The sequence below is a fragment of the Streptomyces sp. ML-6 genome, assembly GCF_030116705.1.
Classification (GTDB): domain Bacteria; phylum Actinomycetota; class Actinomycetes; order Streptomycetales; family Streptomycetaceae; genus Streptomyces.
In genome coordinates this window covers 2,380,682-2,393,948 of sequence record NZ_JAOTIK010000001.1, presented here as the reverse complement: position 1 = coordinate 2,393,948, position 13,267 = coordinate 2,380,682, and the positions used below count along the sequence as shown (strand labels likewise).

The following is a 13,267-nucleotide window of genomic DNA, read 5'->3' as shown; positions in this document are numbered from 1 at the left end:
TGTGCGTGCGGTGTCCCGCGGCCGGAGGGTGTGCCGGGGCCCGTGAGGCCGGTCCGGCCTGCTCCGGCCGGGAGTCCTACCCCTCGTCGGCGACGGCGTACGCCTCCACGGACCACAGCGAGTAGCCGAACTCGGTGCCCCGGGCATCGCCCTGGACCCTGAGGAAGCGGGTGTCCTTCGCGTCCATCCGGACCGACTCGTGCCCGCCCCCGCCCTCCCGGACGGTGGCCGCCGTGCGCCAGTTGCGGCCGTCGGAGGAGACCTGGACGCGGTAGCGGGAGGCGTACGCGTCCTGCCAGTGCAGCACCACCTTGCCGACCCGGGTGGTTCGGGGCAGCTCCGCCTGCCACCAGGCGCCGTCCTCGACGGGCGAGGACCAGCGGGTCCCCGGATCGCCGTCCGTGGCGGCCGACGCCGGGAAGTCGGGCGTCTCGTCGCCGGACGAGGACGCGGTGGCGGTGCGCAGCAGGTCGGGGCCGCCGGTGGGCGGGAACGCCCGGACGGTGAGCGTGCTGCGCTCGTCGCCGAAGCCGATCGGCACCTCGTACTCGCCGGCCGGGGTGCCCGCCGGGACCGTGATCTCGACGGGAACGGCGGTGTGCGAACCGCGCGGCACCCTCGTTTGCTTGGGGACGCTCACCTCGATGCCCTCGGGCGCCTTCGCGGTGAGCTCGCCCCGCACCTCGGCGGGGCGCCGGGCGGCCAGGTGCGCCTCGACCCGCTGCGGACCGCCGCCGATCACGGCGTCCGTCTCGCCGCGCACGAGATCGAGCCGGGCGGCGGGCTCGTCCCCGAACCAGGGCACGAGCGCCCGCACGTCCAGGGGCCGCGACGGCGTGCTCCCGCCGGCCCCGTCGCCCGCCCGGCTCCCGGGCACGAACGGCGGCAGGGAGCCCGTGACGACGGAGGGCGTCACCGGGACCTCCGCGGGACGGCTGATCCGGATCGCGTCGGCCCGCAGCCCCTTGGCCGCCCTCTGGGTCCAGCCGGTCTCCGACAGCGTGCCGAGCGTGCGCCAGCCCTCGCCGGGCACATGGGCCTCCAGCGTCGCCCCCGCCACCGAGCCGCTGCCCGGCGCGGTCATCGCCGTCACCGTCTCCACCGGGCGGGGCCGGTTCAGCCGGACCGTGTAGCCGTCCGGCGTCCTCGAGACCGTACCGGCGTCGCGGTCCGCGCCCGTCCAGGCGTCCGCCTCCCGGCGCACCCGGTCCAGGAACGGCCCGAGGACCCCCTTGCCGACCGTCGCACCGCCCGCCTTCACGGCCTTGTGCACCGGCTCCAGCGCCAGCGACGCCCGCCACGCGGCGGCGCCGTCACCGCGCGCCTGGGCGCCCAGCAGATCGACGGCCAGTTCGCCCGCCCGGCCGTACCGGGACAACTGCTCGCTCCACGGCCGCACTTCCTCGCCCAGCCGCCCCTCCGCCACGCCCGCCAGCCGCTCCGGGGCCCGGCGCATCACGGTGAACGCAGCCCGCAGCTCGCGGGCCGCCTCGTCCCGCGCCGCGGCGTCCTCGCCGGTGCGGGACTTCCAGAACGCGGCCAGCAGCGGCCGCAGGTACGCCGACTCGTCACCGCCCAGCACGGACGCGGCGCTGTTCCCGGCCAGCGCGCGCAGCGCGTCCCCGGTGCGCGCGTCGCCGCCCGCCAGGTCGTCGATCGCCGCCCGCCAGGACTCCTGCGGCCGGTAGCCCCGCGGGTTCCAGGCGAAGTCGGCAGCGGTGAACAGCGGGATGCGGGATGCGGAGGACTGCTCCATCGCGTTGGCGAGCAGCGCCGCGGAACCGCTCGCCACCGCCGGGTCCCGGCCGGTGTACGGGCCGAGGAAGAGCCGGTCCTGGGCGTAGTCGTTGACCGGGTAGTTGTCCAGCGTGACCAGCGGGTGCCGGAACGCGGCGCGGGCCCCGGCCAGTTCCCCGCCGGTGATGGTCCGCGGCACGACCCCGACCCCGGTCCAGGCCACATGGACCCGGTCGTCCAGCTCCTCGGCGAGCGCCGTGCGGTACTCGGTCGCCCCGTCCTGGTAGAACTCCGTCGGCATCACCGACAGCGGCGGCGCGTCCGGGTGACGGTCCGCGAGGTGCCGGGCCACCGCGCTCGCCACCCGCGCCTGCGCCCGGGCCGCGGCCTCGGGGCCCCGGCCGAAGGCGTCGGCGTCGGCGTCGCAGTGCCACTCGCTGTAGCTGACGTCCTGGAACTGGAGCTGGAAGGCCCGCACCCCCAGCGCCCACATCGCATCGAGCTTCTTCGTCAGCGCCCGCACGTCGTCGTCCGACGACATGCACATGGCCTGACCGGGCGAGACGGCCCAGCCGAGCGTCACGTGCGCCGCCCGCGCCCGCTCGGCCAGCGCCCGGAAGTCGGCGCGCCGGTCGGCCGGGTACGGGTCGCGCCAGCGGGCCTGCCGGTACGGGTCGTCGCCCGCCGCGTACAGGTACCTGTTCTGCTTCGTGCGCCCCATGAAGTCGATCTGCGCCAGCCGCTCCTCGCGGGACCACGGCTGCCCGTAGAAGCCCTCGGCCATGCCGCGCACGGCGGTGGCGGGCCAGTCCCGGACGGTCACCCCGGCGACCTCGCCGCCCCGGATCAGCTGACGCAGCGTCTGCACGCCGTGGAAGAGGCCGTCCTCGCCGACGCCGTCGAGGGCGACGGTGTCCCGGCCCCCGGCCCGGCCGACCGCGATCCGGTAGCCGCCGGAGGGCAGATCGCCGCGGGCGGGGGCGCGCAGGGCGCGCAGCGCGTCCCGGGCGCCGTCGCCGCCGAGCCGGACGACCGGGCCGCGGCCGGGCAGGGACTCGTGGACGGTCCGCACGCCCGCGTCCCGCAGCACCCGGCGCAGCGCGTCGACCGCGTACGGATCGGCGTGCGCGTCGGCGACGAGGGTGGCCTCGGAGGTGAGCGGCACGGACCGGCCCGAGGTCTCGACGGACTGCGGCCGGGGCCACACCGCGGGCGGCGTCCCGCCCGCGCGGTCGGGCGTGGTGGCGGCGGGGGAGGAGCCGGGCCCCGGAGGGGCCGCGACGGCGGCCGGGGCCTGGGCGGAGAACAGTCCGCCGAACACGGCCACCGCGATGGCCGCCGCCTGCCCCCTGCGTGTGAGCCGCATTGCTCTCCTCACCTCGTGCCCGCCATGGGCTCCGAGCCCACCACCCGCGTGCGAGGGTGTCAATGCGCGTGGTTGTTGTGCCGGAAATGCCCGGTACGACGGGTGGGGTGAGGGGTGGTCGGCCGGAGGCGGGCGGCCTCAAGGATGACGCCGGATGGCCGAAAACGGCGAACAACTTACGGAGAAACGGCCCCGGGGGAACGGAATGTGACCCGGAGCACGTTGAACTCGTTGTGGTAACGCCTACGTCTGTGGCAGGGCCCACGGGGTAGGCCTGCCGTGTCCTGCTTCCCCCACGGCCAGGAGGCCGCCATGCCCGCAGCCGCGCAGCTTCTGCTCTCCGCCCTCTCCGGACAGGTCCCTTCCCCCGCCGCCCCGCCGGCCGATCCGGTCCCGGACGCCGGCCCCGGACCGCTGACCAGCGAGCCGCCGCTCGGTGACGCGATACCCCTGACCAGCGAGCCGCCGCTCGCCGACGTCACCCCCCTGACCAGCGAACCCCCGCTCGCCGTCAACGCTCCGCTGACCAGCGAGCCGGCCACCTCCGGCGGCGTGTGGGGCCCGTAGTCCCCAGGAGTCCGCATGGGCTTGACCCGGCTCGCCGCACTGCACGGCGTCGCCACCTCCCACTCCCCGTCCGCCGATCCGGCGGTCCCCGTCCCCGACGACACGGTCGTCGCCGTGCTCGCCGCGCTCGGCGTGGACGCCACCACGCCCGAAGCGGTACGGGAATCGCTCGCCGCCGCCGAGTCGGCGGCCCGTTCCCGGCTGCTCCCGCCGACCGTGGTGGTGTGGGCCGGGGAGCCGCTGCCGCCCGCCCTGACCGGCCTGCCGCCCGGCACCACGCTCGACATCCGGCTGGAGGACCCCGGCGCGCCACCGGTCCCGCGCACCCGCGTCCCGGCCGGGCGGATGGAGTCGGCCGGGCGAACGGATCCGGCCGGACGGATGGAGTCGGCCGTTTCGCGACCGGCCGCTCCGCAGGCGGCCGTTCCGCAACCGGCCGCCGGGGCGCGCGACGTGGGGGCGGGCGACGCCGGGGCGGGCCCACCGGTGACCCCCGCCTGGTGGCCGGAGCCGCCGTTCGGGGTGCACCGGCTGACCGTGCGCGCGCCGGGCGGCCCGGCCGCCGCCTGCACGCTCGTCGTCGCCCCGCCCCGGGCGCCCGCCCCGCCCGCCCGCGCCCACGGCTTCCTGGTCCAGCTCTACTCCCTGCTCTCCGCCCGCTCCTGGGGCATGGGCGACCTCGGGGACCTCGCCGACCTCGCCACCTGGTCCGGGCGGGCCCTCGGCGCCGGCTTCGTCCAGGTCAACCCGCTGCACGCCGCCGTGCCCGGCGACCCCACCGACCCGTCCCCGTACCGCCCCTCGTCACGGCGCTTCCCCGACCCCGTCCACCTGCGTGTCGAGGACATCCCCGAGTACGGGTACGTGACCGACCGCGGCGCCCTCGACGACCTGCGTCGGAGAGCCGCCTCGCTCACCGGCACGGTCCTGGACAAGGGCGCCCTGATCGACCGTGACGCCGTCTGGGAACTCAAGCGCCGAGCACTCGAACTGGTACGGGAGGTGCCCCTCACCCCGGGCCGCCGCGCCGCGTACTGCGACTTCCTGGCCGCACAGGGACGGGCCCTGGAGGACCACGCCCTGTGGTGCGCCCTCGCCGAGGTGCACGGCCCCGACTGGCACACCTGGCCCGCCGCCCTCCGCGACCCCCGCTCCCGGGAGACCGCCCGTGCCCGCGGCGAACTCCTGGACCGGGTCGACTTCCACTGCCGGCTCGCCTGGCTGACCGACGGCCAGCTCGCCGGGGCCCAGCGCGCCGCCCTGGACGCGGGCATGCCCGTCGGCATCGTCCACGACCTCGCCGTCGGCGTGCACCCCGGCGGCGCCGACAGCTGGGCCCAGCAGGACGCCCTCGCGCCCGGCATGTCCGTCGGCGCACCCCCGGACGCCTTCAACGCCCGGGGCCAGGACTGGGGCCTGCCGCCCTGGCGCCCCGACGCCCTCGCCGCCTCCGGCTACGCCCCGTACCGCGGACTGCTGCGCGGACTCCTCGCCCACGCGGGCGCGCTGCGCATCGACCACGTCATGGGCCTGTTCCGGCTCTGGTGGGTGCCCGAGGGCCGTCCGCCCACCGAGGGCACCTACGTCGGTTACGACGCGGAGGCGATGCTCGCCGTTCTCGTCCTGGAGGCGCACCGGGCCGGCGCGGTCGTGCTGGGGGAGGACCTCGGCACCGTCGAACCGGGGGTCCGCGAGGCCCTGGCCCGGCGCGGCGTCCTCGGCACCTCCGTGCTCTGGTTCGAGCGGGACTGGACGGGCACACGCCGCCCCCTGGCCCCCGAGCGGTGGCGCGCGGACTGCCTGGCCACGGTCACCACCCACGACCTGCCGTCCACCGCCGCCCGGCTGACCGGCGACCACGTGACGCTGCGCCACCGCCTCGGCCTGCTCACCCGCCCCCTGGCGGTGGAGGCGGCGGCGGACGCGACCGAGACCGCCGAATGGACCGGGCACCTCTCCCGCCTCGGCCTGCTGCCCGAGGGCGAGGGCGACGAGGAGGGCACCGTCCGCGCCCTCCACCGCTTCCTGCTGCGCACCCCCGCCCGGCTGGTCGGCGTCTGGCTCCCCGACGCGCTGGGCGACCGCCGCCCGCAGAACCTCCCCGGAACCTGGGACCAGTACCCCAACTGGCGTCTGCCCGTCGCCGACGCGGAGGGCAACCCGGTCACCCTGGAGGAACTGGCCGCCGCGCCCCGGCTGCACCGGCTGATGGAGGTCCTCGCGCCCCTGCGGAACCGGCCGCGTCCCCTCCGCGGACCCGCCCCCGAACGGGGCCGCGAATGAACCCGTACCGGACCCCGCACCGGGCCCGGTGTCGGGTCCGCGACCCCGTACGGCACCCCCGGGCGCGCGCCCGTCCAGGGCGTTCGCTACGTTTGCACCGTGGACAAGAAGAACGCTATGCGCGCCGGTGCCGTCGCGGCCGGAACGACGCTGATGATGCTGCTCATGTCGTCCCCCGCGCTCGCGCTCACCCGCGACGACGGTGACGACCCGGGACCCGGCCTGAGCGCGATGGAGACCATCGGCCTCTACGTCGTGGCACCCATCGTGCTGTTCCTGGTCATCACGGGCCTGGTCATGGTCCTCGACAAGTCCAGGAAGCAGGCCTAGGACCCCGCAGGTCCGGGCCGCCCGGACGCCGACGGACGACCCCGTACGGCGGACAACGGCCCGGCGGCCGGACCCGGCCCCGCTCCTTCCGCGTGCGCCGCGGGTACTCGTACCGCGCGGCGCCCACGCATGTCCGGAACACGGCACGCCCCCGGCCGATCGGGCACGGGGCCGCCCGTGGGACTGCGGGTAGGTTTCGGCCATGACCGAGTGGGACCTCAAGAAGCTCCGCATCCTGCGCACCCTGCGCGACCGGGGCACGGTCACCGCCACCGCGGAGGCCCTGCTGATGACCCCGTCCGCGGTCTCGCAGCAACTGTCCAACCTGTCCAGGCAGCTCGGCGTACCGCTCCTGGAGGCCCGGGGCCGACGGGTCCGGCTCACCGACGCCGCCCACCTCGTCCTGCGTCACGCCGAGGCCGTCTTCGCCCAACTGGAGCGCGCCGACGCCGAACTGACCGGCTATCTGCGCGGTGAGGCCGGCGAGGTGCGGATCGCGGCGTTCTCCACGGCGGTGCCCGCCCTCGTGGTCCCCGCCGTCCGGCGGCTGCGCGCCGAGGACCGCCCGGGGCCCGGCGTCCGGGTCCGGGAGGCGGAGGCCGCGCAGGCGTACGAGCTCCTGGCGGCCGGCGAGGTGGACCTCGCGCTGTCCCTCGCCGCGCACGCCCCGACCGCCCGCGACCCCCGGTTCACCGTGCTGCCCCTGCTCGCGGACCGCCTGGACGTGGCGCTGCCCGCGGACCACCGCCTCGCCGCCGCGCCCGCCCTCCGCCTGGCCGACCTCTCCGGCGACCCGTGGATCTTCGGCGGCTCGGGCCCCTGGTCGCAGATCACCACCACCGCGTGCGAGGCCGCCGGTTTCGTGCCCGAACAGGCGCACAGCGCCTCCGGCTGGACGGCGATCCTGGCCATGGTCGAGGCGGGCATGGGCGTCGCGCTGGTCCCGCGCATGGCCTCGGCGCAACGGTGCGTCCGGGACGGCGTGGTGATGCGCGCGCTCGACGCCGACCAGCCGCGCCGCCACGTGGTGGCGGCGGTGCGGCACGGCGCCGAACGGGGCCCCGCGGTGGTCCGGGTCCTGGCGGCGCTCACCGCGGTCGCCGAATCGTTCACTTCAACTGAATAGACGATGCAAAAACATTCGATGGACCTGACGGTTCGTTCGCCGCGACAGTGTGCGCATGACCTTCGACCAGGATGAGAACCACCACGACGATCCCCACGCCAACGACGCGGCCCCGTACGGCGGCGGCGACCCGTACGCCGACTACCGCACCACCGACCTCCCCTTCACCGAGCTCGTCGACCTCGCCGACCGCCGGCTCGGCGCGGGTGTGATCGCCGCCAATGACGAGTTCTTCGCCCAGCGGGAGAACCTCCTGCTCCGGGAACGCGCGGTCTTCGACCCCGAGCACTTCGGCCACAAGGGCAAGATCATGGACGGCTGGGAGACCCGCCGCCGACGCGGCGCCGACGCCGACCACCCGTTCCCCGCCCCGGACGAGCACGACTGGGCCCTGATCCGGCTCGGCGCCCCGGGCATCATCCGCGGCATCGTCGTCGACACCGCCCACTTCCGCGGCAACTACCCGCAGCGCGTGTCGGTCCAGGCGACCTCGGTCGAGGGCACCCCCGGCCCCGGGGAACTCCTCGCCGACGACGTGAAGTGGGAGGAGATCGTCCCGCCGACCCCCGTGCGCGGCCACGCCGCCAACGGCTTCGAGATCACCGGCGGACGCCGCTGCACCCATGTCCGGCTGTGCCAGCACCCCGACGGCGGCATAGCCCGCCTCCGCGTCCACGGCGAGGTCGTCCCCGACCCGGCCTGGCTCGCCGCGCTCGGCACGTTCGACCTGATCTCGGTCCTGAACGGCGGAAGTTACGAGGACGCCTCGGACCGCTTCTACTCCTCGCCGACCCAGATCATCCTGCCCGGCACCTCGCGCAAGATGGACGACGGCTGGGAGAACCGCCGCCGCCGGGTCCGCGGCACCAACGACTGGGTCCGCTTCCGCCTCCCCGCCCAGGGAGCGGTCCGCGCGGTCGAGATCGACACGGCCTGCCTCAAGGGCAACGCGGCCGGCTGGATCGCCCTCCAGGGCCGCAACGGCGAGACCGGCGAATGGTTCGAGATCATCCCCCGCACCCGGCTCCAGCCCGACGCCCTGCACCGCTTCCCGCTCCGGGCCCGGGCGATCGTCACCCACGTCCGGCTCGACGCCTTCCCGGACGGCGGCGTCGCCCGGATGCGCCTGCACGGCAGCCTGACGGAGACCGGCGCGGCCGAACTGGCCCGCCGCCACGAGGAGTCGAGCGCCTGACCCGTCGCCCGGGGAGTCGAGTGCCTGACCCGGCCCCGTACCCCCCGCTCCCGCCCGTCGGACGGCTGCGCGACGGCGCCCCTCCGACGGGCGGGTCTCCACACCGGAGGCACCCGGCCGGGCTCCACGGGGGAGGACCGGGCCGGGTGTCACGGACCGACCGGGTGCCCCGGACCGCACGGGCGGTCCGGGGCAGACGGTCTCCGGGCGGTCTCCGGGCGGCCGTTACACCGTGGCCGCAGCCGCGTCCGCCGCCCGGGCCCTGAGCGCGCGCTCCACGCCCGCACGGGACTCCGACATCAGCCGGCGCAGGGCCGCGCCCGGCTCGGCCGAGGCCAGCCAGGCGTCCGTGGCGTCCAGGGTCTCCTGCGAGACCTGGAAGGACGGGTAGAGGCCGATCGCGATCTGCTGCGCCATCTCATGGCTGCGCGAGTCCCAGACGCCCTTGACCGACGCGAAGAACTTCTCCGTGTACGGGGCCAGCAGTTCGCGCTGGTCGGACTGGACGAGGCCGGCGATGACCGCCTCCTGGAGGGAGTTCGGCAGCTTGTCGGACTCGACGACCGAGGCCCACGCCTCCGCCTTCGCCTCCTCGGTGGGGCGGGCCGCACGGGCGGTCGCCGCGTGGCGCTCGCCCGCCGCCGTCCTGTCCCGCTCGTACTCGGCGGCGATCCCGTCCTCCTCCATGAGGCCGGTCGCGGCGAGCCGCTCGACGAACGCCCAGCGCAGCTCCGCGTCGACGGCCAGGCCCTCGATCACCTCCCGTCCGTCCAGCAGCGCCTGCAGCAGATCCGTCTGCTGCGGGGTGCGGGCGGTCGCCGCGAAGGCACGGGCCCAGGCCAGCTGGTGGTCGCTGCCCGGCTCCGCCGCGCGCAGGTGCGCCAGCGTCGCCTCGGTCCACCGGCTCAGCCCGGCCTCGCGCCACTCCGGTGCCGCGTACAGGTCCAGCGCCAGCTTCACCTGACGGTGCAGCGACTGGACGACGCCGATGTCCGACTCCTTGCCGATCCCGGAGAGCACCAGCTCCAGGTAGTCCCGGGTCGCCAGCTCGCCGTCCCGGGTCATGTCCCAGGCGGAGGCCCAGCACAGGGCCCGGGGCAGGGACTCGGTGAAGTCGCCCAGGTGCTCGGTGACCACGCGCAGCGACTCCTCGTCGAGCCGGACCTTCGCGTACGACAGGTCGTCGTCGTTGAGCAGGATCACGGCGGGACGGGCGGTGCCGGCCGGGAACGGCACGACGGTGCGCGGGCCGTCGACGTCCAGCTCGATCCGGTCGGTGCGGACCAGCTTGCCGCCGGCGTCGAGGTCGTAGCAGCCGATGGCGATGCGGTGCGGGCGCAGCGTCGGCTCGCCCTTGGCACCGGCGGGGAGGGCCGGGGCCTCCTGAAGGACTGCGAAGGACGTGACGTGGCCGTTCCCGTCCGTCTCGATCTCCGGGCGCAGGATGTTGATGCCCGCGGTCTCCAGCCACGCCTTCGACCAGGTCTTCAGGTCGCGGCCGGAGGTCTCCTCCAGCGCGCCCAGCAGGTCCGACAGCCGGGTGTTGCCGAACGCGTGCGCCTTGAAGTACGCCTGGACGCCCTTGAAGAACTCCTCCATGCCGACGTACGCCACCAGCTGCTTCAGGACCGAGGCGCCCTTGGCGTACGTGATGCCGTCGAAGTTGACCAGCACGTCGTCCAGGTCACGGATGTCGGCCATGATCGGGTGCGTGGACGGCAGCTGGTCCTGGCGGTAGGCCCAGGTCTTCATGGAGTTGGCGAACGTGGTCCAGGAGTGCGGCCACTTCGAGCCCTCGGCGTACGCCTGGCAGGCGATCGAGGTGTACGTGGCGAACGACTCGTTCAGCCACAGGTCGTTCCACCACTCCATGGTCACGAGGTCGCCGAACCACATGTGGGCCAGCTCGTGCAGGATGGTCTCGGCCCGCGTCTCGTACGCCGCGTCCGTCACCTTCGACCGGAACACGTACTGGTCGCGGATGGTGACCGCGCCCGCGTTCTCCATCGCGCCCGCGTTGAACTCCGGGACGAAGAGCTGGTCGTACTTGGCGAACGGGTAGGCGTAGTCGAACTTCTCCTGGAACCAGTCGAAGCCCTGCCGCGTGACGTCGAAGACCGCGTCCGCGTCGAGGAACTCGGCCAGCGACGGACGGCAGTAGATGCCGAGCGGCACGGACTGGCCGTCCTTCTCGTAGCTGCTGTGCACCGAGTGGTACGGGCCGACGATCAGGGCCGTGATGTACGTCGAGATGCGCGGCGTCGGCTCGAAGGACCAGACGTCGTCCTTCGGCTCGGGCGTCGGCGAGTTCGAGATCACGGTCCAGCCGGACGGGGCCTTCACGGTGAACCGGAAGGTCGCCTTCAGGTCGGGCTGCTCGAAGCTCGCGAAGACCCGGCGGGCGTCCGGCACCTCGAACTGGGTGTAGAGGTACGCCTGCTGGTCCACCGGGTCGACGAAGCGGTGCAGGCCCTCACCGGTGTTGGTGTACGCGCAGTCGGCGACGACCCGCAGCTCGTTGGAGCCCGCGACCAGGTGCGGCAGCGTGATGCGGGAGTCGCGGAACACGGCCGCGACGTCGAGCGATTTCCCGTTCAGCTCGACCTCGTGCACGGCGGGCGCGACCAGGTCGATGAACGTCTCCGCACCGGCTTCGGCGGAGTCGAAGCGCACGGTGGTCACGGACCGGTAGGTGCCGCCCTCCTGCGCTCCGGAGAGGTCGAGATCGATCTCGTACGCGTCCACGGTCAGCAGGCGCGCCCGCTCCTGTGCCTCTTCGCGGGTCAGATTCGTGCCAGGCACGCGGTCATCTCCTTGGGATGTGACGTTTTCGGTCATCCTTCCACGTCGCGGGGCTCGGTGGGGTGGCCATACGGGTGCCACCGTCAGTAGCATCGAAGGTATGAAGATCAGTGTGAGTCTGCCGCAGGAGGATGTCGCCTTCCTCGACGAGTACGCCGCGAAGACCGACGCCGATTCCCGGTCCGCGGTGGTGCACGCCGCGATCGAGCTGCTGCGCGCCTCGAATCTGGAGGCCGACTACGAGGCGGCGTTCGCGGAATGGGACGCGAGCGAGGACGCCGAACTCTGGGACCGCACGGTCGGGGACGGAATCGCGGATGCGTAGGGGAGACATCCACCTGGTCGATCTGGAGCCGGCCGGGGGGAGCGGGGCCAACGCCGGGGGGAGCGGGGCCGACAAGATCGGGCCGGCCGTGATCGTGTCCAACAACGCCGCCAACCAGGCGGTCGAGCTCAACGGCAGGGGCGTGGTCACCGTGGTGCCGCTGACGTCGAACACCTCCCGGGTCTACCCCTTCCAGGTGCTGCTCCCCGCAGCGGAGTGCGGCCTGCCGGAGGACTCGAAGGCCCGGTGCGAGCAGATTCGGGACGTCACCCCGGAGCGTGTGCTGAAGCGGATCGGCACCGTCCCCCGCCGGCGCATGACCGAGATCGACGCCGCCCTGCGACGCCACCTCGCCCTCTGAGCACACCCGGAGGAACGCATGCGAAGGGGCGGCCACCCGGTGGCCGCCCCTTTCACGTTTCGCGCGTTCGGCGTCAGCCCTTCAGCTCCGCCGCGACCAGCTCCGCGATCTGCACCGCGTTCAGCGCGGCGCCCTTGCGCAGGTTGTCGTTGGAGACGAAGAGCGCGAGGCCGTTCTCGGTGGTCTCGTCGACCCGGATGCGGCCGACGAAGGAGGCGTCCTTGCCGGCCGCCTGGAGCGGGGTGGGGATCTCGGAGAGCTCGACGCCGGGCGCGTCCTTCAGCAGCTCGTAGGCGCGCTCCACCCCGATCGGGCGGGCGAAGCGGGCGTTGATCTGGAGGGAGTGGCCGGAGAAGACCGGCACCCGGACGCAGGTGCCGGACACCTTCAGCTCCGGGATCTCCAGGATCTTGCGGGACTCGTTGCGGAGCTTCTGCTCCTCGTCGGTCTCGAAGGAGCCGTCGTCGACGATCGAGCCGGCCAGCGGCAGCACGTTGAAGGCGATCGGGCGCTTGTAGACGCCCGGCTCGGGGAACTTCACGGCCTCGCCGTCGTGGGTGAGCGCGTCGGCCTCGGCGGCGACCTCGGTCACCTGGCCGTGCAGCTCGGCGACGCCGGCCAGGCCGGAGCCGGACACGGCCTGGTAGGTGGCGACGGTCAGCGCCTGGAGGCCGGCCTCGTCGTGCAGCGGGCGCAGCACGGGCATGGCGGCCATCGTGGTGCAGTTCGGGTTGGCGATGATGCCCTTGGGGCGGTTCGCGACGGCGTGCGGGTTGACCTCGGAGACCACCAGCGGGACCTCGGGGTCCCGGCGCCAGGCGGAGGAGTTGTCGATCACCACGGCGCCCTGCGAGGCGACCTTTTCGGCGAGCGCCTTCGAGGTCGCTCCACCGGCCGAGAACAGCACGATGTCCAGCCCGGTGTAGTCGGCCGTGGCGGCGTCCTCGACGGTGATCTCCCGCCCCTGCCACTCGATGGTGGAGCCCGCGGAACGGGCGGAGGCGAAGAGTCGCAGCTCGTCGGCCGGGAACTCGCGCTCGGCCAGGATCCTGCGCATGACTGTGCCGACCTGACCGGTGGCGCCGACGATTCCGACCTTCACGGGGACTCCTTCGAACGTACGAACTGGCAAGGTTGCCGCATTCATGAAGCGTATGTCCACGACCTCCCTGTTC

The 13,267-nt window shown here is 74.2% G+C and carries 10 protein-coding genes; 7 read left to right on the top strand and 3 right to left on the bottom strand.

Annotation, left to right across the window (positions count from 1 at the left end; all coding sequences use genetic code 11):
- Positions 1-76 precede the first annotated feature (76 nt).
- Positions 77-3,103, bottom strand: a complete 3,027-nt coding sequence (locus tag OCT49_RS10415; protein WP_283851601.1) for a beta-N-acetylglucosaminidase domain-containing protein — start codon at positions 3,101-3,103, stop codon at positions 77-79.
- Between the two features lie 312 nt (positions 3,104-3,415).
- Here OCT49_RS10415 and OCT49_RS10410 point away from each other — a divergent pair, with 312 nt between their 5' ends.
- The 5 genes from OCT49_RS10410 (at position 3,416) to alc (ending at position 8,604) form a co-directional block, all read left to right on the top strand.
- A complete protein-coding gene (locus OCT49_RS10410) occupies positions 3,416-3,670 on the top strand; it encodes a hypothetical protein (RefSeq protein WP_283851600.1) in 255 nt (84 codons plus the stop codon).
- A 15-nt stretch (positions 3,671-3,685) separates the two neighbouring features.
- On the top strand, positions 3,686-5,953 hold the full coding sequence (gene malQ / locus OCT49_RS10405) for a 4-alpha-glucanotransferase (RefSeq protein ID WP_283851599.1): 2,268 nt from the start codon (positions 3,686-3,688) through the stop codon (positions 5,951-5,953).
- A gap of 99 nt (positions 5,954-6,052) precedes the next feature.
- A complete protein-coding gene (locus OCT49_RS10400; protein ID WP_148835232.1) occupies positions 6,053-6,283 on the top strand; it encodes a hypothetical protein in 231 nt (76 codons plus the stop codon).
- 202 nt (positions 6,284-6,485) lie between these two features.
- A complete protein-coding gene (locus OCT49_RS10395) occupies positions 6,486-7,409 on the top strand; it encodes a LysR family transcriptional regulator (RefSeq protein ID WP_283851598.1) in 924 nt (307 codons plus the stop codon).
- Between the two features lie 55 nt (positions 7,410-7,464).
- On the top strand, positions 7,465-8,604 hold the full coding sequence (alc, locus tag OCT49_RS10390) for an allantoicase (RefSeq protein ID WP_283851597.1): 1,140 nt from the start codon (positions 7,465-7,467) through the stop codon (positions 8,602-8,604).
- A 225-nt stretch (positions 8,605-8,829) separates the two neighbouring features.
- Here the strand turns inward: alc and pepN are convergent, their stop codons facing one another.
- Positions 8,830-11,406: an aminopeptidase N gene (gene pepN, locus OCT49_RS10385; RefSeq protein ID WP_283851596.1), complete on the bottom strand. Its 2,577-nt coding sequence runs from the start codon at positions 11,404-11,406 to the stop codon at positions 8,830-8,832.
- Positions 11,407-11,506: 100 nt separating this feature from the next.
- On the opposite strand from pepN, the gene OCT49_RS10380 reads away from it, so the two are divergent.
- Together OCT49_RS10380 and OCT49_RS10375 are read left to right on the top strand one after the other, a co-directional pair.
- Entirely contained in the window at positions 11,507-11,731 is a 225-nt protein-coding gene (locus OCT49_RS10380; RefSeq protein WP_283851595.1) for a ribbon-helix-helix domain-containing protein, read from the top strand.
- Positions 11,724-12,092: a type II toxin-antitoxin system PemK/MazF family toxin gene (locus OCT49_RS10375; RefSeq protein WP_283851594.1), complete on the top strand. Its 369-nt coding sequence runs from the start codon at positions 11,724-11,726 to the stop codon at positions 12,090-12,092. Before OCT49_RS10380 ends, OCT49_RS10375 begins: the two co-directional genes overlap by 8 nt.
- 73 nt (positions 12,093-12,165) lie before the next feature.
- On the opposite strand, the gene OCT49_RS10370 is transcribed toward OCT49_RS10375, so the two are convergent.
- Complete coding sequence (locus OCT49_RS10370; RefSeq protein ID WP_283851593.1) at positions 12,166-13,194, bottom strand: aspartate-semialdehyde dehydrogenase; 1,029 nt, start codon at positions 13,192-13,194, stop codon at positions 12,166-12,168.
- Positions 13,195-13,267 lie beyond the last annotated feature (73 nt).